Source organism: Mycobacterium hackensackense (assembly GCF_025822555.1).
Taxonomy (GTDB): Bacteria; Actinomycetota; Actinomycetes; order Mycobacteriales; family Mycobacteriaceae; genus Mycobacterium; species Mycobacterium fluoranthenivorans.
The window spans coordinates 505,054-529,920 of sequence record NZ_JACKUC010000038.1 but is presented as its reverse complement, the minus strand read 5'-3'; the positions used below and the strand labels follow the sequence as shown (position 1 = coordinate 529,920).

The 24,867-nt window shown below is 68.5% G+C and carries 23 protein-coding genes; 16 read left to right on the top strand and 7 right to left on the bottom strand.

Features of this window, described 5'->3' with window-relative positions; translation table 11 throughout:
• Window positions 1-62 precede the first annotated feature (62 nt).
• Window positions 63-1,244: an FAD-dependent monooxygenase gene (locus H7J86_RS31180; RefSeq protein WP_267295662.1), complete on the bottom strand. Its 1,182-nt coding sequence runs from the start codon at window positions 1,242-1,244 to the stop codon at window positions 63-65.
• A gap of 6 nt (window positions 1,245-1,250) precedes the next feature.
• Window positions 1,251-2,453, bottom strand: coding sequence for a serine hydrolase domain-containing protein (locus H7J86_RS31175; protein WP_267295660.1), 1,203 nt, complete (start codon window positions 2,451-2,453; stop codon window positions 1,251-1,253).
• Window positions 2,454-2,554: 101 nt separating this feature from the next.
• Between H7J86_RS31175 and H7J86_RS31170 the strand changes: the two genes are divergently transcribed.
• Window positions 2,555-2,797: a hypothetical protein gene (locus H7J86_RS31170; protein ID WP_090358126.1), complete on the top strand. Its 243-nt coding sequence runs from the start codon at window positions 2,555-2,557 to the stop codon at window positions 2,795-2,797.
• On the opposite strand, the gene H7J86_RS31165 is transcribed toward H7J86_RS31170, so the two are convergent.
• Window positions 2,798-4,468: an alpha-keto acid decarboxylase family protein gene (locus H7J86_RS31165; RefSeq protein WP_187095344.1), complete on the bottom strand. Its 1,671-nt coding sequence runs from the start codon at window positions 4,466-4,468 to the stop codon at window positions 2,798-2,800.
• Window positions 4,469-4,538: 70 nt separating this feature from the next.
• On the opposite strand from H7J86_RS31165, the gene H7J86_RS31160 reads away from it, so the two are divergent.
• The 13 genes from H7J86_RS31160 to metK all read left to right on the top strand — a co-directional run bounded on the left by H7J86_RS31160 (window position 4,539) and on the right by metK (window position 18,846).
• The gene (locus H7J86_RS31160) at window positions 4,539-5,819 is read left to right on the top strand and encodes an MFS transporter (RefSeq protein WP_267295796.1); all 1,281 of its coding nucleotides are present in this window, start codon (window positions 4,539-4,541) and stop codon (window positions 5,817-5,819) included.
• Window positions 5,820-5,887: 68 nt separating this feature from the next.
• Window positions 5,888-6,469, top strand: coding sequence for a bifunctional pyr operon transcriptional regulator/uracil phosphoribosyltransferase PyrR (gene pyrR, locus H7J86_RS31155; RefSeq protein ID WP_090358124.1), 582 nt, complete (start codon window positions 5,888-5,890; stop codon window positions 6,467-6,469).
• A 25-nt stretch (window positions 6,470-6,494) separates the two neighbouring features.
• Window positions 6,495-7,457, top strand: a complete 963-nt coding sequence (locus tag H7J86_RS31150) for an aspartate carbamoyltransferase catalytic subunit (protein WP_090358271.1) — start codon at window positions 6,495-6,497, stop codon at window positions 7,455-7,457.
• A complete protein-coding gene (locus tag H7J86_RS31145) occupies window positions 7,454-8,740 on the top strand; it encodes a dihydroorotase (RefSeq protein ID WP_267295658.1) in 1,287 nt (428 codons plus the stop codon). Before H7J86_RS31150 ends, H7J86_RS31145 begins: the two co-directional genes overlap by 4 nt.
• Window positions 8,737-9,240, top strand: a complete 504-nt coding sequence (locus H7J86_RS31140) for a PH-like domain-containing protein (RefSeq protein WP_267295656.1) — start codon at window positions 8,737-8,739, stop codon at window positions 9,238-9,240. The genes H7J86_RS31145 and H7J86_RS31140 overlap by 4 nt, the downstream gene beginning before the upstream one ends.
• Complete coding sequence (gene carA / locus H7J86_RS31135) at window positions 9,237-10,358, top strand: glutamine-hydrolyzing carbamoyl-phosphate synthase small subunit (protein WP_267295654.1); 1,122 nt, start codon at window positions 9,237-9,239, stop codon at window positions 10,356-10,358. The genes H7J86_RS31140 and carA overlap by 4 nt, the downstream gene beginning before the upstream one ends.
• Complete coding sequence (gene carB, locus H7J86_RS31130) at window positions 10,358-13,699, top strand: carbamoyl-phosphate synthase large subunit (protein ID WP_090358117.1); 3,342 nt, start codon at window positions 10,358-10,360, stop codon at window positions 13,697-13,699. The genes carA and carB overlap by 1 nt, the downstream gene beginning before the upstream one ends.
• Window positions 13,696-14,508, top strand: a complete 813-nt coding sequence (gene pyrF / locus H7J86_RS31125; protein ID WP_187095348.1) for an orotidine-5'-phosphate decarboxylase — start codon at window positions 13,696-13,698, stop codon at window positions 14,506-14,508. Before carB ends, pyrF begins: the two co-directional genes overlap by 4 nt.
• A 439-nt stretch (window positions 14,509-14,947) precedes the next feature.
• Window positions 14,948-15,265 (top strand): integration host factor, actinobacterial type, encoded by a 318-nt coding sequence (gene mihF, locus H7J86_RS31120; RefSeq protein ID WP_011894593.1) that lies wholly within the window; start codon window positions 14,948-14,950, stop codon window positions 15,263-15,265.
• Between the two features lie 19 nt (window positions 15,266-15,284).
• The gene (gene gmk, locus H7J86_RS31115) at window positions 15,285-15,863 is read left to right on the top strand and encodes a guanylate kinase (protein WP_090358113.1); all 579 of its coding nucleotides are present in this window, start codon (window positions 15,285-15,287) and stop codon (window positions 15,861-15,863) included.
• A gap of 109 nt (window positions 15,864-15,972) precedes the next feature.
• A complete protein-coding gene (rpoZ, locus tag H7J86_RS31110; RefSeq protein WP_090358111.1) occupies window positions 15,973-16,263 on the top strand; it encodes a DNA-directed RNA polymerase subunit omega in 291 nt (96 codons plus the stop codon).
• 21 nt (window positions 16,264-16,284) lie between these two features.
• Window positions 16,285-17,526, top strand: a complete 1,242-nt coding sequence (gene coaBC / locus H7J86_RS31105; RefSeq protein WP_187095349.1) for a bifunctional phosphopantothenoylcysteine decarboxylase/phosphopantothenate--cysteine ligase CoaBC — start codon at window positions 16,285-16,287, stop codon at window positions 17,524-17,526.
• A 111-nt stretch (window positions 17,527-17,637) separates the two neighbouring features.
• Window positions 17,638-18,846, top strand: coding sequence for a methionine adenosyltransferase (gene metK, locus H7J86_RS31100; protein ID WP_090358107.1), 1,209 nt, complete (start codon window positions 17,638-17,640; stop codon window positions 18,844-18,846).
• Here metK and H7J86_RS31095 read toward each other — a convergent pair.
• Window positions 18,843-20,774 (bottom strand): pyruvate kinase, encoded by a 1,932-nt coding sequence (locus H7J86_RS31095; RefSeq protein WP_267295652.1) that lies wholly within the window; start codon window positions 20,772-20,774, stop codon window positions 18,843-18,845. The genes metK and H7J86_RS31095 overlap by 4 nt on opposite strands.
• Window positions 20,732-21,349, bottom strand: coding sequence for a hypothetical protein (locus H7J86_RS31090; protein ID WP_267295650.1), 618 nt, complete (start codon window positions 21,347-21,349; stop codon window positions 20,732-20,734). Before H7J86_RS31090 ends, H7J86_RS31095 begins: the two co-directional genes overlap by 43 nt.
• Window positions 21,350-21,603: 254 nt before the next feature.
• Here H7J86_RS31090 and H7J86_RS31085 point away from each other — a divergent pair, with 254 nt between their 5' ends.
• Window positions 21,604-22,212 (top strand): DUF5994 family protein, encoded by a 609-nt coding sequence (locus H7J86_RS31085; RefSeq protein ID WP_267295648.1) that lies wholly within the window; start codon window positions 21,604-21,606, stop codon window positions 22,210-22,212.
• Here H7J86_RS31085 and H7J86_RS31080 read toward each other — a convergent pair.
• Window positions 22,199-23,167: an NADP-dependent oxidoreductase gene (locus tag H7J86_RS31080; protein ID WP_267295646.1), complete on the bottom strand. Its 969-nt coding sequence runs from the start codon at window positions 23,165-23,167 to the stop codon at window positions 22,199-22,201. The two genes, H7J86_RS31085 and H7J86_RS31080, sit on opposite strands and share 14 nt — an antisense overlap.
• Window positions 23,168-23,268: 101 nt before the next feature.
• Here H7J86_RS31080 and H7J86_RS31075 point away from each other — a divergent pair, with 101 nt between their 5' ends.
• On the top strand, window positions 23,269-23,877 hold the full coding sequence (locus H7J86_RS31075) for a TetR/AcrR family transcriptional regulator (protein WP_267295644.1): 609 nt from the start codon (window positions 23,269-23,271) through the stop codon (window positions 23,875-23,877).
• Between the two features lie 29 nt (window positions 23,878-23,906).
• Here the strand turns inward: H7J86_RS31075 and H7J86_RS31070 are convergent, their stop codons facing one another.
• Window positions 23,907-24,866 carry an alpha/beta hydrolase gene (locus tag H7J86_RS31070; protein WP_267295642.1) on the bottom strand — a complete coding sequence of 320 codons (960 nt, stop codon included), beginning with the start codon at window positions 24,864-24,866 and terminating at the stop codon, window positions 23,907-23,909.
• Between the last annotated feature and the right edge of the window lies 1 nt (window position 24,867).

Here is a 24,867-nt window from a genome sequence, read left to right as displayed (position 1 = left end):
ACGCCGCCTCAACCAACACACCCTCGACGAGAACGCCAAACCACCACCGTTCTGAACGGCGCTCAGTATTCCGGCAGCGCTATCGAATCGGCGGTGGTGAACCACTTCCGCTCGGCGATGGGCCGCAGCGGCCAGCGTTGCATCCACTTCATCACCGCGGCGGTCACCGCGATATCGCTGTTCGATTTCGGCAGGTAGCCGTCGATTCCGTTGGCCAGCGTCTGGCAGCGGTCGATATACGGACGCATCACCGTCTCGTAGCGTGCCATCGCCGCCGGAAGTGTCTCAGCGGCAAAGAGATCCGCCGGACCCAGCTCGCCGGCCAGCACGTACGCCCCGACCAGGGCCAGGCTGGTACCCATCCCGGACAGGGGTGAGGCGCAATACCCGGCGTCGCCGACCAGTGCGACGCGCCCCCGGGTGAACGAGTCCATGTGGACCTGCAGGAACGCGTCGAAGTGGAAGTCATCGGCCTCGGCCGCGGCCGCCAGCAGTTGCGGACAATGCCATTGCGCCTCCGCGAAATGGCTTCGCAGCAGGTCGATCTGGGCTTCGGTATCGCGGCGGTCGTAGTCGAGTGGACCGGACCGGAAGGCCAGCCCGGCCTTGGCCACCGCGGGATCGTGGGAGGGTCGCATCGAGGCGTTCAGGCCGGGCTCCTGGTACAGCAGGTACCAGCCGTCGAGTCCCACCGCGTCCGGGGCGCTGAACCATGCGTTGTAGCCACCGAGCGGCGTGGTGAACCGGTCTTCGGGGCCGAATACCAGGCGGCGCACGGCCGAATGCGGTCCGTCGGCCCCGACGATCAGATCCGCGGTGACGGTGCTGCCGTCACTGAGTGTGGCGGTGGTGTCGTCGATCTCGGTGATGCGGGTGCCGAACCGGTAGTCGGTTCGCGCCCTGGTGGCCTGGTAGAGCACGTCCACCAGGTCTCCGCGCAGGATCTCCAGCTTGGAGACCAGGCCGTTGCCGTGAAAAGCCGTCACCGGCATCTCGGCGCGGCGGGAGCCGTCGGTGCGGACCCAGGCGGCCCCGCGCTGATCCAGCGCCTTCGCCGATACCGCCTCGAGCAATCCCATCCGCTCGGCGACATCGTGACCGGCGCCGCGCAGGTCGACGGTCTGCCCGCCGGAACGGACCTCGGGCGCGACCTCCACCACCACGACGCGGTAGCCGGCGCCCGTCAACCAATGCGCGAGCGCAGGACCGGCGATCCCGGCGCCACTGATCAACACGGTGGGCATGGGCGGCTACAGGCCGAGTTCCTGGTACGTCCGGCGCACGAACTTCGGTTGTGCCGACTGAAGTTTCGCCATCGAGGTGTTGCCGCGCACCGCCGCGACGTCAGCGCTCAGGTCGGGGAAATTCTGGATCAGATACAGCAGGACGACATCGTTCGCCGGGTCGGCCTGCCACCAGGTTCCGTAGGCGCCCGGCCAGCCGAACGTGCCCAGCCCGCCCGGCCCGAAGAACTGCCGGGACTGATCCGGGTCGGTCACCACGGACATGCTCAGACCGAAACCGCGGCCGATCCAGAACGGGCCGCCGAGGAAGTTCTGCTGTTTCTGCTCATCGGTCAACCGGTCCGTGCGCATCAGCCGCACCGACTCCGGTGAGAGCACCCGCACGCCGTCGACGGCGCCGTCGCCCAACAGCATCCGGGCGAACTGCAGATAGTCATCGGCGGTCGACATCAGCCCGGCGCCGCCGGCGCAGAAGTCCGGCGGGGTCAGCGGGGGCGGTCCCATCACATCGTCGCGCAGCCGAGCACCCTCGCCGAGGGCGTACATGGTGGCCAGCCGGCGCCGCTGCACCAGCGTGAGCGCAAAACCGGTGTCCGCCATGCCCAATGGTGCGAAGATCCGCTCGGTGAGCAGCTCGTGCAGCGGTTTGCCCGCGATCCGTCCCAGCGCGATACCCAGTACGTCGGTGCCGTGACTGTAGGTGACCCGTTCGCCGGGCTGGTGCGCCAGCGGCAGCTGCGCCAGCTCGGCCAGCCACCGGTCCTCGTTCTGCCGGTACGACAGCCGCGCATACGACCGCGCCAGCGGGCCGGTCACCGAGAACGGGTAGGCCAGCCCGGACCGGTGGGTCATCAGGTCCTCGAACGTGATCGGCCGGCGCAGCGGCACCGTGGCGTCCACCGGCCCGTGCGGTTGGGCCAGCACCCGCACCCCGGCGAGCTCGGGCACCCAGTGCGCGATCTCGTCGCGAAGGGTGAAACGGCCCTCTTCGACCAAGGTCATCGCCGCGGCCACCGTCACCGGTTTGGTCATCGACGCGATCCGGAACACCGTGTCGCGTTGCATCGGTAACCCGGCCGCGATGTCACGATGGCCCAATTCGTTGACCTGGACCACCTCGCCGGCGTGCCACACCAGGGTGACCGCACCGGCCAGCAGCCCGGCCTCGATCGCCTCGGTGATGGAGGCGCCGTTCGCGTCGAGATTCATCCGCGTCACGATACTGGGCGGACACCGTGGGTTTGCTGTGCGGGCGATTCGAGTAGCCCGATACTTATCACTGTGCGGCGCGCCGCCGACACAGTGGAGGCATGACCGGACATATGAGCCCCCGGGAGCGTGCCCTGCGCACCCTGTCAGCGCCGTACTCACTGGGTTTGCGTTTGCGTGAGGCGGGGGTGGCCCCAGAGGTGATCTGCGACTACCTGGACGTGGAGCTGGACAACCTGGACGCTTTCTACCGGCTGGCCGATGCCAAACTCGCTGCGGCGGAGAGCCGGATCGCCGTCCCGAAGTCGGCGAAGACCCCACTGTCCGATCGCACCAACCGGTGATCAGTCGGCGGCGTTGGCAGCCGCCGCGGCTCGGGCCAGTTCGGCCAGCAGTGGCGGCACGTCATCGCGATCCACCACCACTTCGATGACGGCCATCCGGTCCCGGTGCTGCGCGGCCGCCGCCAGGGCGGCCTCCAGCTCGCCCACGGTGTGGGCGCGCACCGCCAGCGCGTCGGGTACACCGAGCGCGGCGGGCAGCTCCTGCCAGCGCCAGCCCACGATGTCGTTGTAGTACGCCTGCGGGCCGTGAATGGCCCGCTCCACGGTGTAACCGTCGTTGTTCACGACGATGATTACCGGAGCGATGCCCTCGCGGGCCATCACCCCGATCTCCTGCACCGTCAGCTGGGCCGCCCCGTCGCCGATGAGCAGCACGATCCGGCGCTCGGGGTGTGCCAGTGCCGCTCCGAGCGCGGCCGGCAGGGTGTAGCCGATCGATCCCCACAACGGCTGTCCGATGAACGTCACCCCGGCCGGTAGCCGGTGCCCGGCCATCCCGTAGAACGAGGTGCCCTGGTCTGCCAGCACCACATTGCCCGGGGTCAGGGCCTCGGACACCTTGTCCCACAGCACTTTCTGCGTGAGCGCGGTGTCTGGCCGCGGGGTCGCGGTGGGCGCCGGTACGACGGCGGCCGGTACGGCAGGCGAGGTGATACCCCGGTCGGTGAGGATGCCCGTCAGGGCCTTCAACGCGGCGTCGATATCGATCGGGGCGTACACCTGCCCGGCGACCGTCGACTGCACCGCGCCCACGTCGATGGTGCGGGCCGGATCGATCTGCTGGGAGAAGAAGCCGCTGACCATATCGGTGAACTGCACGCCGGCGGTCACCAGCACGGGCGCGTCCTCGACGGCGCGGCGCACCGGTTCGGCGCTGGCCGCTCCGGCGTAGATGCCCAGATAGCTGGGGGAGCTCTCGTCGAGCAGGCTCTTGCCCCACATCAGCGTCGCGTACGGCACGGTGTCGGCGGCCAGCAGGCCGTCGAGCGCTTCGACCGCATTGAGCCGGTGCACCAGCAGATCGGCCAGCACCGTCACCTGATGGGTGCCGATGAGCCGGCGTGCCGCCTCGGTGAACAGCGCCAGGGCCCGCGGGCTGGTGCCGTTGCCGTAATGCGCCAGCGGTGCCGACGGTGGGTCGACCGGGAAGCGGGCCACATCGGTGGCCAGCAGCAGGTACCCGGGGCGCTTGTGTTCGCGGACCTCCAGCAGCACCCGGTCGATCTCCCGGGTGGCCGTGGCCGGAATGAGATTGGCCTGGGCGCAGGTGATCTCGCGGGCCATCCGCAAGAAGTGCTCGAAATCGCCGTCGCCGAGCGAGTGATGCACCACGCGGCGGGCCCCCTGCGCGTCCTTGGACGGCGCACCCACGATGTGCACCACCGGTACATGTTCGGCGTAACTGCCGGCGACGGCGTTGGCCGCCGACAGCTCACCGACACCGAAGGTGGTGACCAGCGCCGAGATTCCGCGCAGTCGCCCGTACCCGTCGGCGGTGTAGCCGGCGTTGAGTTCATTGGCCCCGCCCACCCAGCGCACGGTGTCGTGCGCGAGCACGTGGTCGAGGAACTCAAGGTTGAAATCGCCTGGCACACCGAACACCTCGGTCACTCCGAGCTCGGCCAGCCGGTCCAGCAGATAGTCGCCCACGGTGTACTCGGTATCGGCCATCACCCGAGCCTACGCAGGAGGGCATACTGCCCGGGTGACGACTGCACACCAGGAGCCGGTGGCCGCCCCGATGAAGAAGGTGGCCTTCGCCAGCTTCGTCGGGACCGCCATCGAGTTCTACGATTTCTACCTCTACGGCACCGCCGCGGCGCTGGTGTTCCCGAAGATCTTCTTTCCCAACCTCAGTCCGACGATGGGCACCGTGTCCTCGCTGGCCACCTTCGCCGCGGCGTTCCTCTCCCGCCCGGTGGGTGCGGCGGTGTTCGGGCACTTCGGGGATCGGCTGGGCCGCAAGAAGACCCTGATCGCCACCCTGCTGATCATGGGGATCTCCACCTTCGCCGTCGGGCTGGTACCCGCGGCGTCCTCCATCGGTGTGCTGGCCCCGATCATCCTGCTCACCCTGCGGCTCTGCCAGGGTTTCGCCGTCGGCGGGGAATGGGCCGGATCGGCGCTGCTGTCCGCGGAATACGCCCCGGCCGACCAGCGCGGCAAGTACGGCATGTTCACCCAGCTCGGCGCGGGCGCCGGGCTGGCGGTGAGCAATCTGGTCTTCCTGCTCGCCAACGTCACCATCGGTGAGAAGAGCCCGGTGTTCCTGGAGTGGGGCTGGCGGGTGCCGTTCCTGTTCAGTGGGCTCCTGGTGATCGTCGCGCTCTACGTCCGGCTGAGCATCGACGAGACCCCGGTGTTCGCCGCCGAGAAAGAGAAACAGCGCGGCAGCGTCGTGCAGGCGCCGCTGAAGGAGCTGCTGCGGACCCAGAGCGCGCAGGTGCTGCTGGCGGCGGGCTGCATGGTCGGCATCTTCACCATGAGTTTCCTGGGCGGCACCTATCTGCTGAACTACGCCGCCACCAAGATCGGGCATCCGCGCAGTCTGGTCCTCACCGTCGGGGTGCTGGCCGGGGTGGCGTTGATGACCTTCACCGCCATCTCGGCAGTGCTGTGCGACCGGTACGGCCGGCGACGGATCATCCTGGCCGGCTTCCTCGTCGCGCTGCCGTGGGCATTCCTGGTGATGCCGATGATCGACACCGGCTCACCCTGGCTGTTCGCGCTGGCGATCGGCGGCATGTTCGCCATCTTCGGGACGTCCTACGGTCCCATCGCCTCGTTCCTGCCCGAGATCTTCGCCACACGGTACCGCTACACGGGCGCCGGGCTGGCCTTCAACCTGGCCGGCATCGTCGGTGGCGCGGTGCCGCCGCTGATTGCCGGGTTGCTGGTCAGCGCCTTCGGCCCCTGGTCGGTGGGGGCGCTGATGGCGGTCTTCGTGGTGGTCAGCATCGCCTCGACGGTGCTGTTGCCGGAGACGAAAGGCGCGGCGCTGATCGACGACGCGGCCTGCTAAGCTCTCCGGCAGTTCGACGTCCTTTAACGATCCGTCCCGAGAGGCGGAGAAGGAGGTCCAGGTTCACTGTGGGCAATCCTGATGCCGCACACGCAGACCGGGAATTGATGTCCGCCGCTGATGTGAGCCGGACCATATCCCGCATCGCGCACCAGATCATCGAGAAGACCGCGCTCGACGCCGCGGACGCCCCGCGCGTCATCCTGCTCGGCATCCCCACCCGCGGGGTCATCCTGGCCCGCCGGATCGCCGAGAAGGTCAACGAGTTCGCCGGCGTGGAACTGGCCCACGGCGCGCTGGACATCACGCTCTATCGGGACGACCTGAACTCCAAACCGCCGCGTCCGCTGGAGGTCACCTCCATCCCGGTCGGCGGTATCGACGGCGCCCTGGTGATCCTGGTCGACGACGTGCTCTACTCCGGGCGCTCGGTCCGCTCCGCGCTGGATGCGTTGCGCGATATCGGCCGTCCCCGGGCGGTGCAGCTGGCCGTGCTGGTCGACCGTGGCCATCGGGAACTGCCCGTCCGGGCCGACTACGTCGGAAAGAACGTCCCGACCTCCCGCAGCGAGAACGTCAAGGTTCGCCTGCAGGAGAACGACGGCTACGACGGCGTCAAGATCGCCCCGCAAGGGGGGCCCCTACGGTGATGAGCGCCCGCGCGAAGAACGGACGATTCTGGTGAGACATCTGCTTTCGGCTGCCGATCTGTCCCGGGACGAGGCGACCGCCATCCTCGACGACGCCGACCGGTTCCGCGAGGCGCTGCTGGGCCGTGAGGTGAAGAAGCTGCCGACGTTGCGCGGACGCACCGTCATCACCATGTTCTACGAGAACTCCACCCGCACCCGGGTCTCGTTCGAGGTGGCCGGTAAGTGGATGAGTGCCGATGTCATCAACGTCAGCGCCTCGGGTTCCTCGGTGTCCAAAGGTGAGTCGCTGCGCGACACCGCGCTGACCCTGCGCGCCGCGGGCGCCGACGCGTTGATCATCCGCCATCCGGCTTCCGGTGCGGCACAACAACTCTCGAAGTGGACAGTGGAACCCGACGGGACCGGTCCGAGCGTCATCAACGCCGGCGACGGCACCCACCAGCACCCCACCCAGGCGTTGTTGGACGCGCTCACCATCCGGCAGCGGCTCGGTTCCATCGAGGGCAAGCGCGTGGTGATCGTCGGCGACATCCTGCACAGCCGGGTGGCCCGCTCCAATGTCGAACTGCTGGCCACCCTCGGTGCCGAGGTGGTCCTGGTCGCCCCGCCGACGCTGCTTCCGGTAGGTGTGACGAGCTGGCCGGTCAGCATCTCCCACGAACTGGACGCCGAACTGCCCGCCGCCGACGCGGTGCTGATGCTGCGGGTGCAGGCCGAACGGATGAACGGCGGGTTTTTCCCGTCCACCCGGGAGTACTCGGTGCGTTACGGGCTGTCGGAGAAGCGGCTGGCCACGCTCGCCTCCGACGTCGTGGTGCTGCACCCCGGCCCGATGCTGCGCGGTATGGAGATCGCGCACTCGGTGGCCGACGCCCCGCAATCGGCGGTGCTGCAACAGGTTTCCAACGGTGTGCATGTCCGGATGGCGGTGCTGTTCCACCTGCTGGTGGGGGCGGAATCCGACAAGGCGGGGGTGGTTTCATGACGGTTCTGATCAAGGGTGTGCGGCTCTACGGTGAGGGCGAGCCGGTCGACGTGCTGGTCGCCGACGGACAGATCGCGCAGATCGGCGCAGGCCTGACCGCGGACGGTGCCGACATCGTCGACGCCGCCGGACAGATCCTGCTGCCCGGTTTCGTGGACCTGCACACCCATCTGCGTGAACCGGGCCGCGAATACGCCGAGGACATCGAAACCGGTTCGGCAGCAGCCGCACTGGGTGGCTACACCGCAGTCTTCGCGATGGCCAACACCGATCCGGTCGCCGACAGCGCGGTGGTCACCGACCACGTATGGCACCGCGGCCAGCAGGTCGGCCTGGTCGACGTGCACCCCGTCGGCGCGATCACCGTCGGGCTACAGGGCAAGCAGCTCACCGAGATGGGCCTGATGGCCGCCGGTGCCGGGCAGGTACGGATGTTCTCCGATGACGGTATCTGCGTCGATGATCCGCTGGTGATGCGCCGGGCCCTGGAATACGCCAGCGGACTGGGTGTGCTGATCGCCCAGCACGCCGAGGAGCCGCGGCTGACGGTGGGCGCGGTCGCCCATGAAGGTCCCCACGCCGCGAAGCTGGGCCTGGCCGGCTGGCCGCGCTCGGCCGAGGAGGCGATCGTCGCCCGCGACGCCATCCTGGCCCGCGATGCCGGCGCCCGGGTGCACATCTGCCACGCATCCACCGCGGGCACTGTCGAACTGCTGAAATGGGCCAAACAGCAAGGTATCTCGATCACCGCCGAGGTGACCCCGCATCACCTGCTGCTCGATGACGGGGTGCTGGCCGACTACGACGGCCGTAACCGGGTGAACCCGCCGCTGCGCGAGGCCAGCGATGTGGCTGCGCTGCGGCAGGCGCTGGCCGACGGCGTCATCGACTGTGTGGCCACCGACCACGCGCCGCACGCCGAACACGAGAAGTGCTGTGAGTTCTCGCACGCCCGCCCGGGCATGCTCGGGCTGCAGACCGCGCTGTCGGTCGTGGCGCAGACCATGGTCGAGCCGGGCATGCTGACCTGGCGCGATGTCGCCCGGGTGATGAGCGAGGCGCCCGCGGCGATCGTCGGCCTGGCCGATCAGGGCCGCCCGCTGGAGGTCGGCGAGCCCGCCAACCTCACCGTCGTGGACCCCGACGCCATGTGGACGGTCAGCGGACCCGCGCTGGCCAGCCGCTCGGACAACACGCCGTACGAGTCGATGACGCTGCCCGCCACGGTGACGCTGACCCTGCTGCGCGGCAAGATCACCGCGCGGGACGGGGCTGTCTCTTGAACACTCCCACACTGATCGCGTCACTGATCATGGCCGCGCTGCTCGCGGTGCTGATCGGTTTCCTGATCCGGCAGATGCTGCGCGGCTGGCTGCACCGCGCCCAGCGCCAGGCCGACCTGATCGGGGCGCTGCCGTCGCTGCCGGACACCGTGGGACCGGCGCTGATCGGGCCCACCAAGGGGCTCTATGTGGGCAGCACCCTGGTGCCGGACTGGAACGACCGGATCGCGGCAGGCATGCTCGGCTTCCGCGCAAAGGGTGCGCTGACCCGCTATCCGGAGGGAATCATGGTGCAGCGCAGCGGCACCGGGCCCATCTGGATCCCCGACGAGTCCATCGTGGTCATCCGCACGGAGCGGGCCATCACGGGTAAGGCGCTCACCCACGACGGGATCCTGGCGATCCGCTGGCGGCTGCCGTCGGGTACCGAGATCGACACCGGCTTCCGGGCCGACGACCGCAACGAGAACCTGAAATGGGTCAAGGAGGAAGCAGCGTGAGCAAAGCTCTGCTGGTACTGGAGGACGGCCGGGTGTTCACCGGCACGCCGTTCGGCGCGATCGGCGAGACGCTCGGCGAGGCGGTGTTCTCCACCGGGATGTCCGGCTATCAGGAGACGCTGACCGACCCGAGCTACCACCGACAGATCGTGGTGGCCACCGCCCCCCAGATCGGCAACACCGGCTGGAACGGCGAGGACGGCGAGAGCCGCGGCGACAAGATCTGGGTGGCCGGGTACGCCGTGCGCGACCCCTCGCCGCGGGCCTCCAACTGGCGCGCCACCGGCACCCTCGACGAGGAACTGGTGCGCCAGGGCATCGTCGGCATCGCCGGTATCGACACCCGCGCGGTGGTCCGGCATCTGCGCACCGCCGGTTCGATGAAGGCGGGCGTGTTCTCCGGCGAGGCCTTGGCCGACACCGAGACCCTCGTGGATCGGGTGCGCAGCCAGCCCTCCATGCTCGGCGCCGACCTGGCCGGCGAGGTCAGCACCCAAAGCCGTTATACGGTCGAACCCGTCGGACAGCACCGCTTCACGGTCGCCGCCATCGACCTGGGGATCAAGACCAACACCCCGCGCAACTTCGCCCGCCGTGGAGTGCGCAGCCACGTGCTGCCGTCTGCGGTCAGCTTCGACGAGATCGCCGACCTGCGCCCGGACGGGGTGTTCCTGTCCAACGGGCCCGGTGACCCGGCCACCGCCGATCACATCGTCGAGGTCACCCGGGCCGTGCTCGGCGCCGGTATCCCGTTGTTCGGCATCTGCTTCGGCAACCAGATCCTGGGCCGGGCGCTGGGCCGCTCCACGTACAAGATGACCTTCGGCCACCGCGGCATCAACATCCCGGTGATGGATCACGCGACCGGCCGGGTCGCGGTCACGGCCCAGAATCACGGGTTCGCGCTGGAGGGCGAAGCGGGCGAGGAGTTCGACACGCCGTTCGGCCGTGGCATCGTCAGCCACACGTGCGCCAACGACGGTGTCGTCGAAGGCATCAAACTCGTTGACGGCCGGGCGTTCTCGGTGCAGTACCACCCGGAGGCCGCCGCCGGGCCGCATGACGCGGAATACCTGTTCGACCAGTTCATCGACCTGATGGCTTCGGGGGAGAAGTAATGCCACGCCGTTCCGACCTCAACCACGTCCTGGTGATCGGGTCCGGCCCGATCGTCATCGGCCAGGCCTGTGAATTCGACTATTCGGGCACCCAGGCCTGCCGCGTGCTGCGCGCCGAAGGCCTGCAGGTCAGCCTCATCAACTCCAACCCGGCCACCATCATGACCGACCCGGAGTACGCGGATCACACCTATGTCGAGCCCATCACGGCGGCATTCGTCGAGAAGATCTTCGCCCAGCAGGCCGAGCGCGGTAACAAGATCGACGCCGTGCTGGCCACCCTGGGCGGGCAGACCGCGCTGAACACCGCCGTGGCGCTGTACAACGAGGGCATCCTGGAGAAGTACGGCGTCGAGATGATCGGTGCCGACTTCGACGCCATCCAGCGTGGCGAGGACCGGCAGAAGTTCAAGGACATCGTCGCCAAGGTGGGCGGGGAGTCGGCGAAGTCCAAAGTGTGTTTCACCATGGACGAGGTCCGCGAGACCGTCGCCGAGCTGGGTCTGCCCGTCGTCGTGCGGCCGTCCTTCACCATGGGTGGGCTGGGCTCCGGTATGGCCTATTCGGCCGAGGACGTCGAGCGGATGGCCGGCGACGGCCTGGCCGCCTCGCCGAGCGCGAACGTGCTCATCGAGGAATCCATCTACGGCTGGAAGGAATTCGAGCTCGAGCTGATGCGCGACCACCACGACAACGTGGTGGTGGTGTGCTCGATCGAGAACTTCGACCCGATGGGCGTGCACACCGGTGACTCGGTGACCGTCGCCCCGGCGATGACGCTGACCGACCGCGAATACCAGGTCATGCGTGACCTGGGAATCGCAATCCTGCGTGAGGTCGGCGTGGACACCGGCGGCTGCAACATCCAGTTCGCGATCAACCCGAAAGACGGCCGGCTCATCGTCATCGAGATGAACCCCCGGGTGTCGCGGTCGAGCGCGCTGGCGTCGAAGGCCACCGGATTCCCGATCGCCAAGATCGCCGCCAAGCTGGCCATCGGCTACACCCTGGACGAGATCGTCAACGACATCACCAAGGAAACCCCGGCCTGTTTCGAGCCGACCCTGGACTACGTCGTGGTGAAGGCCCCGCGGTTCGCGTTCGAGAAGTTCCCCGGCGCGGACCCGACGCTGACCACCACGATGAAATCGGTGGGCGAGGCGATGTCGCTGGGCCGCAACTTCATCGAGGCGCTCGGTAAGGTGATGCGCTCGCTGGAGACCAAGCGCGCCGGCTTCTGGACCGCACCCGACCGCGACGCCACCCTGGACGAGCTTCTGACCGATCTGCGTGTCGCGACCGACGGCCGGATGTACGTCATCGAACAGGCACTGCGCCTGGGTGGCAGCGTCGAGCAGGTCGCCGAGGCCTCCGGGGTGGACCCCTGGTTCGTCGACCAGATCGCCACCCTGGTGGCGCTGCGCGCCGAACTGGTCGATGCGCCCGTGCTGGACGAGACGCTGCTGCGCCGGGCCAAGCACAGCGGCCTGTCCGACGGCCAGATCGCCGCGCTGCGGCCGGAACTGGCCGGCGAGACCGGGGTGCGATCGCTGCGCGAACGCCTGCGCATCCACCCGGTGTACAAGACCGTCGACACCTGCGCCGCGGAGTTCGAGGCCCGCACGCCCTACCACTACAGCAGTTATGAGCTGGACCCCGCGGCCGAGACCGAGGTGGCCCCGCAGACGGAGAAGCCCAAGGTGCTGATCCTGGGCTCCGGGCCCAACCGGATCGGCCAGGGCATCGAATTCGACTACAGCTGTGTGCATGCCGCCACCACGCTGAGTGCGGCCGGTTTCGAGACCGTCATGGTCAACTGCAACCCCGAGACGGTGTCCACCGACTACGACACCGCCGACCGGCTGTACTTCGAACCGTTGACCTTCGAGGACGTCCTCGAGGTCTACTACGCCGAACAGGCCTCCGGCGCAGGTGGTCCCGGTGTGGTCGGCGTGATCGTGCAGCTGGGCGGGCAGACCCCGCTGGGGCTGGCCGAGCGGCTGGAGCGCGCCGGGGTGCCGATCGTGGGCACCAGCCCCAAGGCCATCGACCTGGCCGAGGACCGCGGCGAATTCGGCGAGGTGCTCACCAAGGCCGGGCTGCCCGCACCGCGCTTCGGCACCGCCACCAGCTTCGACCAGGCCCGCCGGATCGCCGCCGATATCGGCTACCCGGTGCTGGTGCGACCGTCCTATGTCCTCGGTGGCCGCGGGATGGAGATCGTCTACGACGAGGAGACCCTGCAGGGTTACATCGCCCGGGCCACCGAGCTGTCGCCCGAACACCCGGTGCTGGTGGACCGGTTCCTGGAGGACGCCATCGAGATCGACGTCGACGCCCTGTGCGACGGTGCCGAGGTCTATATCGGCGGCGTGATGGAGCACATCGAGGAGGCCGGTATCCACTCCGGTGACTCGGCGTGCGCGCTGCCCCCGGTGACGCTGGGCCGCCAGGACATCGAGTCGGTGCGCCGCGCCACCGAGGCGATCGCGCACGGGATCGGCGTCGTCGGGCTGCTCAACGTGCAGTACGCCCTCAAGGACGATGTGCTCTACGTCCTGGAGGCCAACCCGAGGGCGAGCCGTACCGTTCCCTTCGTCTCCAAGGCCACCGCGGTACCGCTGGCCAAGGCGTGCGCACGGATCATGCTCGGTGCCACCATCGCCCAGCTGCGGGAGGAGGGGGTGCTGGCCGCCACCGGTGACGGTGCCACCGTGTCCCCGCATGCGCCGATCGCGGTGAAGGAGGCCGTGCTGCCGTTCCACCGGTTCCGCAAGGCCGACGGTTCGCAGGTGGACTCCCTGCTCGGGCCGGAGATGAAGTCCACCGGCGAGGTGATGGGTATCGACCGCGATTTCGGCACCGCGTTCGCCAAGAGCCAGACCGCGGCCTACGGCTCGCTGCCCGCCACCGGCACGGTCTTCGTCTCGGTGGCCAACCGGGATAAGCGCTCGCTGGTGTTCCCGGTGAAGCGACTGGCCGACCTCGGCTTCCGGGTGCTGGCCACCGAGGGCACCGCGGAGATGTTGCGCCGCAACGGGATTCCCTGCGAAGTGGTCCGCAAGAACTTCGAGGAGCCGGGGGAGGGCCGGCCCGCCCTGTCCGCGGTCGACGCGATCCGCGCCGGCCAGGTGGACATGGTGATCAACACCCCCTACGGCAATTCGGGGCCGCGTATCGACGGCTACGAGATCCGGTCGGCGGCGGTGTCGGTGAACATCCCGTGCGTCACGACGGTGCAGGGCGCCTCGGCCGCCGTGCAGGGCATCGAGGCCGGCATCCGCGGTGATATCGGGGTGCGGTCGCTGCAGGAGCTGCACAGCCAGCTGGCCGAGAAATGAGCCCCTTCGGGGTGCGGCTGGCCCAGGCCGTCGCGGCGCGGGGCCCACTGTGCCCGGGCATCGACCCGCATCCCGAACTGCTCACCGCGTGGGGCCTACCCGTGAACGTGAGCGGCATCCGGGCGTTCAGCGACATCTGTGTCGAGGCGTTCGCGGGATTCGCCATCGTCAAACCACAGGTCGCGTTCTTCGAGGCCTACGGCGCGGCGGGGTTCTCGGTGCTGGAGGACACCATCGCCGGCCTACAGGCCGCGGGAGTGCTGGTGCTCGCCGATGCCAAACGCGGCGACATCGGCTCCACCATGGCCGCCTACGCGCAGGCCTGGGCCGGCGACTCGCCGCTGGCGGCGGACGCGGTGACGGCATCGCCGTATCTCGGGTTCGAGTCGCTTCGTCCCCTGCTGGACACCGCCGCGGCCCATGGCCGGGGGGTGTTCGTGCTCGCCGCGACCTCCAACCCGGAGGGGGCCGGCGTGCAGCGCGCGACGGTGGCCGGGCGCACCGTCGCGCAGTCCGTCGTCGACGCGGCCGGCGCCGAGAATCGGGCGACGGGCACCGGTTCGGTGGGGGTGGTGATCGGCGCAACGCTGACCGAGCTGCCCGATCTGACCGGGCTCGACGGACCGGTGCTGGCGCCCGGGCTGGGGGCTCAGGGCGGCCGTCCGGAGGATCTCGGCAGGCTGGGTGCCAAGGTGCTGCCCGCGGTGTCGCGTGAGGTCCTGCGTGCAGGCCCAGACGTGGCGGCGGTGCGTGCGAGCGCGGAGCGGCTGCGCGACAGCGTGGCCCATCATCTGCGCTACTTGGCCTGACGGCGGCACCGGCGGACCGCCGGTAACGGTTCGCGCACCGGTCGATCGCGGCACGGTCACGGCGGCTGGAATCCCGTCGGACCGCTCCGACACGCCGACACGCCATGACCAGCAAGAATTTCTTATCTGACCGCCAGAAACGCCGGACCGGCGACGGCGTCGCCCGCACCTGGTGAACAGGAAAAGGCCCACCCGTAACGCAATAAGCCCTGGATATGCAGGTAGATCGCGTGCAGTGACGGTGGTCGCACCGTTGCGGGAGGCAGCTGCGGCGAACGCCGGGATCAGCCCGCGCGCGCCCTACACGCTGGCCTTTTGGCCCCATCAGCCGGGGGTGGGGTTAGCTTTCGTCAGGATGCGTGGGTACGGTCGTCGTCGCTGGCTGGTTACGTAATCCAGCCGTGATGAAACAACAGATGGCGAGAGACGGAGGAACCCCGTGGCCCTTCCCCAGTTGACCGACGAACAGCGCGCGGCAGCGTTGGAGAAGGCTGCTGCCGCACGTCGAGCGCGAGCCGAGTTGAAAGACCGGCTCAAGCGCGGCGGCACCAACCTCAAGCAGGTGCTTACCGACGCCGAGACCGATGAGGTCTTGGGCAAGATGAAGGTCTCCGCGTTGCTGGAGGCTTTGCCGAAGGTGGGCAAGGTCAAGGCTCAGGAGATCATGACCGAACTGGAGATCGCCCCGACGCGCCGCCTGCGCGGCCTCGGCGATCGTCAGCGCAAGGCCCTTCTGGAGAAGTTCGACTTCTCCTGAACACGGACCTGACGAACAAATGAAGAATGGTGGGGGGTCGGGCAGCGCCGCTGTCGTGGTGCTGTCCGGCCCATCCGCCGTCGGGAAGTCCACGGTGGTGCGCTGTCTGCGCGACCGGATTCCCGACCTGTATTTCAGTGTGTCGGTCACGACACGCGCGCCGCGACCCGGTGAGGTCGACGGCGTTGACTACCGCTTTGTCTCGACCGAGCAATTCCAGAATCTGATCGACGACGGCGAGCTGCTCGAGTGGGCCGAAATCCACGGCGGATTGCACCGCTCGGGGACACCCGCAGCACCCGTGCGTGAGGCGACCAGGGCTGGTGTGCCGGTGCTGATAGAGGTCGATCTGGCCGGTGCCCGCGCCGTGAAGGCCGCGATGCCCGAGGTCACCACCGTGTTCCTCGCGCCGCCCAGCTGGGAGGCGCTGGAGGAACGGCTGATCGGCCGGGGTACCGAGAGTCCCGAGGTGCAGGCCAGGCGGTTGGCCACGGCACGAGCCGAACTGGCCGCCCAGAAGGACTTCGATGTGGTGGTCGTCAACAGTCAATTGGAGTCGGCCTGCGCGGAATTGGTATCCTTGCTGGTGGCCCACTAACCGGACCGTGCCCAGACACGTTCCCAGGTCGTCACACAGACACCAACTGCATCTTCTCTAGCACTTAAATCTCAGGACTCCGTCCTGAAAACACTCCGGGAGAACCTTCGTGAGCACGCCTGTCGAGAACATCGACGCCGCCAATGCCTATGACACACCGCTGGGCATCACCAACCCGCCCATCGATGAGCTGCTCGACCGCGCGTCGAGCAAGTACGCCCTGGTGATCTACGCCGCCAAGCGGGCCCGCCAGATCAACGACTACTACAACCAGCTCGGCGACGGCATCCTGGAGTACGTCGGCCCGCTGGTGGAGCCGGGTCTGCAGGAGAAGCCGCTGTCGATCGCCATGCGTGAGATCCACGGCGACCTGCTCGAGCACACCGAGGGCGGCGAGTAACTCACGGCGGCGGCGCGAGACATGACCGACCGCAAGCGCATCGTCGTCGGCGTCGCCGGCGGTATCGCCGCCTATAAGGCGTGCACGGTCGTCCGCCAGCTGACCGAGGCCGGGCACTCCGTCCGCGTCGTCCCCACCGCGTCGGCTCTCAAATTCGTCGGCGCCGCCACCTTCGAGGCATTGTCGGGCAACCCGGTGCATACCGGCGTGTTCGAGAACGTCGACGAGGTGCCGCACGTCCGGATCGGCCAGGAGGCCGATCTGGTGGTGGTGGCCCCGGCCACCGCCGACCTGCTGGCCCGCGCGGTCGCCGGCCGCGCGGATGACCTGCTCACCGCGACCCTGCTGACCGCGCGCTGTCCGGTGCTGTTCGCCCCGGCCATGCACACCGAGATGTGGTTCCACCCCGCCACCGTGGACAACGTGGCCACGCTGCGCAGGCGGGGCAACGTCGTGCTCGAGCCCGCCTCCGGCCGGCTCACCGGCGCCGACACCGGTCCGGGCCGGCTGCCCGAGGCCGAAGAGATCACCACCCTGGCCGGCCTGCTGCTGGAGCGCGCGGATGCCCTGCCCTACGACCTGGCCGGGGTCAAGGCACTGGTGACTGCCGGCGGCACCCGTGAACCGCTGGACCCGGTCCGGTTCATCGGCAACCGCAGCTCCGGGAAACAGGGTTATGCGATGGCCCGGGTGTTGGCCCAGCGGGGCGCCGAGGTGACCCTCATCGCCGGTAACACCACGGGCCTCATCGATCCGGCCGGTGTGCACGTGGTGCACATCGGCTCGGCCAGTCAACTGCGTGACGCAGTGTCCAAACACGCCCCGGACGCCGGCGTGCTGGTGATGGCTGCGGCCGTCGCGGATTTCCGGCCGGCGCAGGTGGCGACCGCCAAGATCAAGAAGGGTGGCGCCGGCGAGCCCAGCTCCATCGACCTGGTGCGCAACGATGACGTCCTGGCCGGTGCGGTGGCGGCCCGCACCGAAGGCCAACTGCCGAATATGCGGGCCATCGTCGGGTTCGCGGCCGAGACCGGCGATGCCAACGGCGACGTGCTGTTCCATGCGCGCACCAAACTGAAGCGCAAGGGCTGCGATCTGCTCGTGGTCAACGCCGTCGGCGACGGTAAGGCCTTCGAGGTGGACGACAACACCGGCTGGCTGCTGGCCGCCGACGGCACCGAGTCGGCCCTGCCACACGGGTCGAAGACTTTGATGGCCAGCCGTATCGTGGACGCGATCGGTGCGTTCCTGAAGACGGAGTAATCCCGCTGGCATCAACCTGCGGGTAAGGCTTGCGTCGGCCCGGGGGGTGCGGGTTGGCTGCCAGTGAGCGTGTATACGATTCGACTACCTAACTACTTGGAGGATGACACTGTGAGCGCAGGTCGGCTGTTTACCAGCGAGTCGGTCACCGAAGGACACCCCGACAAGATCTGTGACGCCATCAGCGATTCGATCCTCGACGCGTTGCTGGCCGTCGATCCCAAGTCGCGCGTGGCGGTCGAGACAGCCGTCACCACCGGCCAGGTGCATGTCATCGGTGAGGTGACCACCTCGGCCAAAGAGGCGTTCGCCGATATCAACAACATCGTGCGCGAACGCATCCTGGAGATCGGCTACGACTCCTCGGAGAAGGGCTTCGACGGCGCGACCGCCGGCGTCAACATCGGTATCGGCCGCCAGTCGCCCGATATCGCCCAGGGCGTCGACACCGCACACGAGACCCGCGTCGAGGGTGCCGGCGATCCGTTGGACCTGCAGGGTGCCGGCGACCAGGGCCTGATGTTCGGCTACGCCATCAAGGACACCCCGGAGCTCATGCCGCTGCCCATCGCGCTGGCGCACCGGTTGGCCCGCCGGCTCACCGAGGTCCGCAAGAGCGGAGTGCTGGACTACCTGCGCCCGGACGGCAAGACCCAGGTCACCGTGCAGTACGACGGCACCACCCCGGTGCGACTGGACACGGTCGTACTGTCCACCCAGCACGCCGCCGGTATCGACCTGGACAGCACCCTGGCCCCCGATATCCGGGAAAAGGTCGTCAACACCGTGCTGGCCGACCTCGATCACGCCACGCTGGACACCTCCGATTTCCGGCTGCTGGTCAACCCGACCGGCAAGTTCGTGCTCGGCGGCCCGATGGGCGACGCCGGCCTGACCGGCCGCAAGATCATCGTCGACACCTACGGCGGCTGGGCCCGTCACGGCGGTGGCGCGTTCTCGGGCAAGGATCCGTCGAAGGTGGACCGCTCGGCCGCGTACGCGATGCGCTGGGTGGCCAAGAACGTCGTCGCGGCCGGCCTCGCCGAGCGCGTCGAGGTGCAGGTCGCCTATGCGATCGGCAAGGCGGCCCCGGTCGGTCTGTTCGTCGAGACGTTCGGGTCCGAGACCGTCGACCCGGCCCGGATCGAGAAGGCCATCACCGCGGTGTTCGACCTGCGGCCCGGTGCCATCGTCCGCGACCTGGATCTGCTGCGTCCCATCTACGCACCGACCGCCGCGTACGGCCACTTCGGCCGCACCGATATCGAGCTGCCGTGGGAGCAACTGAACAAGGTCGAGGAACTGCAGGCTTCCGTCTAGCCGTCACAACGCTCGGGCTGCCACGAGTGCAGGGACGGCAACAGGGCCGTCTTCTTGTAGTGATGGTCCGTCATGCGTTTCAGGATGTCGTCGAGGACGCCGACGGCGTCCCCGACGTGCGGTCCCTTGTTCAACATCACGCACTCCGCGCGTTCGCTCATCGCGGCGTCGCTGATCTCGGCGCGGGACGGATTGCCGGTCCTGGCGAGTTGTTCGAGGACCTGGGTCGCCCAGATCACCGGCAGGTGCGCGGCTTCGCACAACCACAGGATCTCCTCCTGCAATTCGGCGAGGCGTTCGTAGCCACACTCGACGGCCAGATCGCCCCGCGCGATCATCACCCCGACGCGCGGGTGCCGCATGAGGGTGAGCAGCAGTTGCGGAAGGTGCTCGAACGCCTGGCGGGTCTCGACCTTGAGCACCACTCCCAGTGATCGGTCGCCGAGGCGCGCCAGCTCGTCGAGTAGCCGCGCGATATCGGAAGGTTCACGCACGAAGGACATCTCGACCAGATCGGCCAGCTCCACCACGGCCGCCAGGTCCGCGACGTCCTTGTCGGTCAGTGCCGGGATAGCGAGTTCGATGCCGGGGACGTTCACCCCCTTGCCGGCGCGCAGACGCGATCCGCCATCGGCGGCGTGCTCGATCTGTAGACGCAGTACCGCGGGCCCGGCGCCGACGATCCTGCCCCGTATCCGGCCGTCGTCGAGGTGCACCGTCTGTCCGGCGCACGCGTGGTCGAACAGTTCGGGCAGGGTGCAGCCGATCCGGGGAATCCCGCCGTCCAGGACGGGCGCGGGCGAGCAATCCCTGGTCAGTTCGAGGATGTCACCGCGATGCAGGACCAGGCTCTGCTCGGTAGGGGGAATATCAGCCAGCGGCGTGGCATCCTGGTCACCCTCGGCCTGCAGCATGGTCGCGGCGCCGAGGTAGGTGGTCCGCTCGACGGTGGCCACGAATCCCTCGGGCGCGCTCGGCGACCGGCCCACGGCGCTGAGCACCATCCGGCGCCTGGCGCCGCGGGTGTCAATCAGGTGCACGATGTCCCCGTCGTGGCGACGGGTGAGCCACTGTTCGCTCACCGGTAGTGACACCATGCCCGGTTCCGGTGCGGAGGTGGGGGATTCGGCTGCGGTCAACCATGCCCTCGCTACGCCGACGACCTGACCGAGGGCGTTCTTGGGGGCCTTCAGTTTCACCACCCGCGGTCCCGGCTCAAGCGGGCCGGTCCGCAGCTTGGGGCCGCCCAGGTCCATGGCGATCATGCAGGTCCGGCCGGTGCTCGTGGCCGCCTGCGCGACGTGCTGCGCCATGGCGCGCCACGCCGTCGCGTCGTCGTGCGCACAGTTGATGCGTGCCACATTCATGCCCTGCTCGACCAACCGGCGCACCAGGGGGGCGTCGGTCGCCGCCGCCGACGGCAGCGTGACCATGATCCGGGTGGTGCGATCGGCTGGGTCGGGTCCGAGCAACTCCCGCGTTCGCTGCTGCAACAGTTCCGGGCCCTGGTTGATCGGCACCCCACCCACGATCGGCTGACGCCACACGTCGTCGAGCGTGGCGCAGATCGCCGCCCTGACCAAGTGCAGGGTGGCCTCGACATGTGGTTCGCTACGGCCCAGCGACGACAGTCCGAACGACGACAGCCGGGCCTGCAGGTCGCGCAGATCGTATTGCCGTATCGCCCAGTACTGCACCATGTTTCGAGCGCTGGACTGGTACTGCGGCGCCACGTCCGCGAGCCAGTGCGACCATGTCGACTCGGCCTCGGGTAATCGTCGCAGCAGGGCGTCCACGTTGTCACGGATCTCAAGCAACTGCCGCCGGACGTTCTCGCCGTCGCTGCGCGTCTGCGGCACGGGGTCATCACCGACCATGGTGGCCACTACCGGCTGCCTGGTCCGTGTGCGGGGTTCGGTGGTGGGCATGTTTCGGCGTCATCCTTGATCTGCTGCAGCGTGGCTCGCAGGATGTGGGCCACGAATGGCCGGATGAACCACCAGTATCGCAAGAATCGGCGGCGCGAGCCGGGGTCGGTGGTCGACGTGCGGCACTCGTAACTCAACAGCGAGGCCGACTCGCCGTACGGGCGCACCGACAGGTTCGCCGCGATCTTCCCCCAACCCGATTCGGCGAAGCTGGGGAACTCCTCCGGGGCAACCGGATGCCATTCGATGACGGGTTGCCAGAATCTTCCCACCGCACCGAAGGCAAACTCGCGGTCGGGCTGCACACCGAGCACCATCCATCCCGGTAGCGCCATGTCCTCAAGTACCAAGCGGGGCAAGGGCGCAGGGCTGCGCCCCGTCCATCGGGCGGGCAGCCCGCGAATCCAGAACGACAGTGTGAGCAGCGGCGTGCGCACGGTGAGCAGGTCCAACTTCCGAACGGCGGTGAAGGTGGTTCCCGGATCCGCCTCTACCACCGTGTGTTCGGCGATCACGACGTCATAGGTGGGCATCGCCGATTCGATCAACATTCGATGGTTGTCGGCAGCGGCCACGCCGTAATCATCGACCGGGCCTGCGGGGCGTACCTAGGGTCCAAAGTCCCGATGTCGGGTGTTCTGCATCACGTATTCGAGCCCTGTGCTTTGCTGATCCCGGGTCCCCGGGAAGCGGGCTTTCTCTCGGCGAATAATGTTCAGGGACAAGTGGTTTGCCGTTCACCTGTCGTTCAGGAAAGCGCGTGGAAGAACGGCCGCCTTAGGGACTTTGGACCATAGACTCGGCGAAACCGCTCACGCATGCTGGGCGCATGAATGACACACTGCCCCGGTTACGGCTGACGGGACGACGAGCTCCGTCCGAGCACATCGACGGCGCGTGGTGGCCGACATCGAAACGCTTGGCAGACGAACTTCCCGCCCTGATGGCCGCGGTGAGTGACGCCATGCCGCACATCGCCATGGTGGGTTACCGTCGCGACGGCTGGATCGCCCCGCTGAGTCTCACGCTCGACGGCGCACACCCGGTGGAGCTGTTGGAGTTCGTCAGCAGCGAGCCGCCCACGGTGATCCTGATCGGCGAGGACGGCCACCACCTGACTTTGCGCGTCATCGATCCCGACACCGACGAGGGCCAGGCGCAGCGGTCGCTGGCCGAAATCCCCCGACGGACCGCGGATATCGCGCCGGCGGGCGGAGTACATGCACGCTCGGTCCACGAGGTGGCGAAGAAACTGGCCGAACACGAGGGCCGCAACGACCCCGCACGCGACGCCCAGATCCTGCAATGGTGCGAGGATGCCGCCGTCCAGTTCGACGAGGCCCGCATCCAGACGTTCGTGCCCATTCTGGTCGAGCACATCGTCAACAATCGGATCCACGAGGAACACCACTCGGCGACGTGGTCTAGTCGAAGATGAGGACGAGTCGGCCACGGACGCCACCCTTTTCGAGTGCACGGTGCGCCGCGGCGGCATCCGCGGCTGGGAAGGTCTGCGCCACCCGCAGGGTGATCTGACCCCGCTCGGCCAGTACGCGGAGGCCGTCGAGCTTGTCGGTTGCGTGGGCGTAGTCGGGCACCCACACGTCGCGGATCGTGATGCCGCGTTCGGGATGCAGGTCGGAGGTGCCGCGCTCGCCCGGACGACGAACGATCGCGAGTTGACCGTCGTCGCTCAGTGCGGGCAACACCTCGTCGCCCTGTATGGCCGCGTCGACGACGGCCTTCACACCTTCGGGGTGGAGGTGACGAATCCGTTCGCCGACACCCGCTCCTCGCGCCACGAGCTCGTCGGCGCCGAGTTGCGTGACGAGTTGCTCGTCGGCGGGGGCGGCATCGGCGATCACCCGGAGCCCGTCTGCCTTTGCCAGTTGGACGACGTAGCCGCCGACAGCACCGGCGGCGCCGGTGACCGCGAGGGTGTCGCCCGCCGTCAGGTGCAGTACGTCGAGTGCGCGACGGGCGGTGAGCCCGTTCATCGGCAGGGTCGCCGCCTGGGCATGAGTGCTTCGTGCGGGGGCGGCGGCCACCTGGTCGGTCTCGACGACGACGTATTCGGCGTAGGCGCCGCCGGACTCGTCGATGGGCATCAGGATCGCCATGACGCGGTCACCGATGCGGAGTTCGGTGTCGGCATTCGGCCCGATCTCGTCGAGGAACCCGGAGACCTCCATACCAGGGCGGTACGGCGGCGACAGCCTGCTGGCACGCAATGCGTCGTCGATGTCGCCGACCCGCAGCAGCGCATCGGCGGGATTGACCGTCGCCGCGTGCACCCTGATGCGAAGTTGGCCGGCGCCGGCGTGGGGCTCTTCGATGTTCACCTGCCGCAGAACCTCTGGGCCGCCGTACCGAGTGACCACCACAGCTCTCATGGCCGGATCTCCTATCCGGGGATGTCTCCCCGTTTACCTGGGACGTAGACTCAAACGGGGAACCCTCCCCAGATATTCCGCCGGCGATCACGGAGGTCAGTGTGCGTGCCGATGCCGAACGCAACCGGTCTGCCGTGCTGGCCGCTGCCGAGGCGGTCTACGCCGAACAGGGTGTGGAGGTATCGCTGAACGAGATCGCCCGGCGCGCCGGGATCGGCAACGCGACCTTGTACCGGCATTTTCCGTCGCGTGAAGCGCTGCTGTCCGAGGTCTACGCGGGGCAGCTGGAGCGCTACTGCGCCATCGCCGAGGCCGCCGCGCACGCCGACGATCCGGTGACCGCGCTGCGGGACTGCGTCACGGCCACCTGCGCGCTACAGGCGACGAACCGAGGTCTGGCCGATCTACTCGCGTCGCTGCGGCCGCTGTCGCCGCACGTCGAAGAACTCCGGGCTCGGCACTACCGTGCCATCGCCACGTTGTTCCGGCGTGCAGTGCGCAGCGGCAAGGTGCGCGTCGACGCGTCGCCCGCCGACCTGGCCGTGCTCCTGATCGCCAACGCCGGTCTGATCCACCGGACCGCCGATCACGCCCCACGGTCCAGCCCGCGGTTGGTCGCGCTGTGGTTGGCCGGTCTCGTCTCCCGCGAGAGCCTCGAGGTGCCGCCGGCCCCCACCGATCCTCAGGTCCGTCGAGCGCTGGACACTTGAGCGCAGCGGAACCGCGTGTGGTGATCCGCTTACCCGTGCAGCGCCGCCCGCAGGGCGGTGAGCCCGCGCTCGGTGGCCTCGGTCGCCGCGGGGGAGGCCAACGCCAGGCTGACGTACCCGTGCACCATCGTCGGTTCATTGCTGTGCTGCACGGGAACCCCGGCGGCGGTGAGCAGTTCGGCATATCTGCCGCCGTCGTCGCGCAGCGGGTCATGCCCGGCGGTGCCGATGAACGCCGGTGGCAGACCGGCCAGCGATGCGGCGTTGGCCGGCGCCACATCGGTGGGCAGCGCGGCCGGATCGTCGAGATCGACCCCCGGCAGATACCAACTCAGGAACGCGTCGCTGACCGCCTGGTTGAGGATGTAGGCGTCGGCGTTCTCGTGGAAGGACGGGGCGTTGCGGTCACCGACGGCGACCGGGTACCACAGCAGCTGGAACACCAGCGCCGGCCCGCCGGCGTCGCGGGCCCGTAGCGCCATCACGGCCGAGAAGTTGCCACCCGCGGAGTCACCGGCCACCGCGATGCGGGCCGGGTCACCGCCGAGCTCGGCGGCATGCTCGCCCACCCACCGCAGCGCCGCCCAGGCATCCTCGACACCCGCCGGGAACGGATGTTCCGGTGCCAGCCGGTAGTCGACCGAGACGACGATGGCCTCGGCGCCGACCGCATGGGCCCTGGCCACGTGGTCGTGGGTGTCCAGGTCGCCGATCGCCCAGCCGCCGCCGTGGTAGTACACGACCACCGGCAGATCGTCGTGCTGCTCCACCGGCGGCCAGTAGATCCGCACCGGGATATCGGTGAGCTCCCCGTATCCGACGGTGTGTTCCTCGATCCGCAGCTGTGGGAGCAGTGCCGACGGCGGTTTCACCGCACGCAGTCGCTCGCGGGCCAGCTCCACCCCGTCCTCCTGGGTGAACTCCAGGGGCACGGCATCGAGCAGGGCCTTCAGATTCGGATCGACATCGGGCCTCGTCGTGGACGTCATA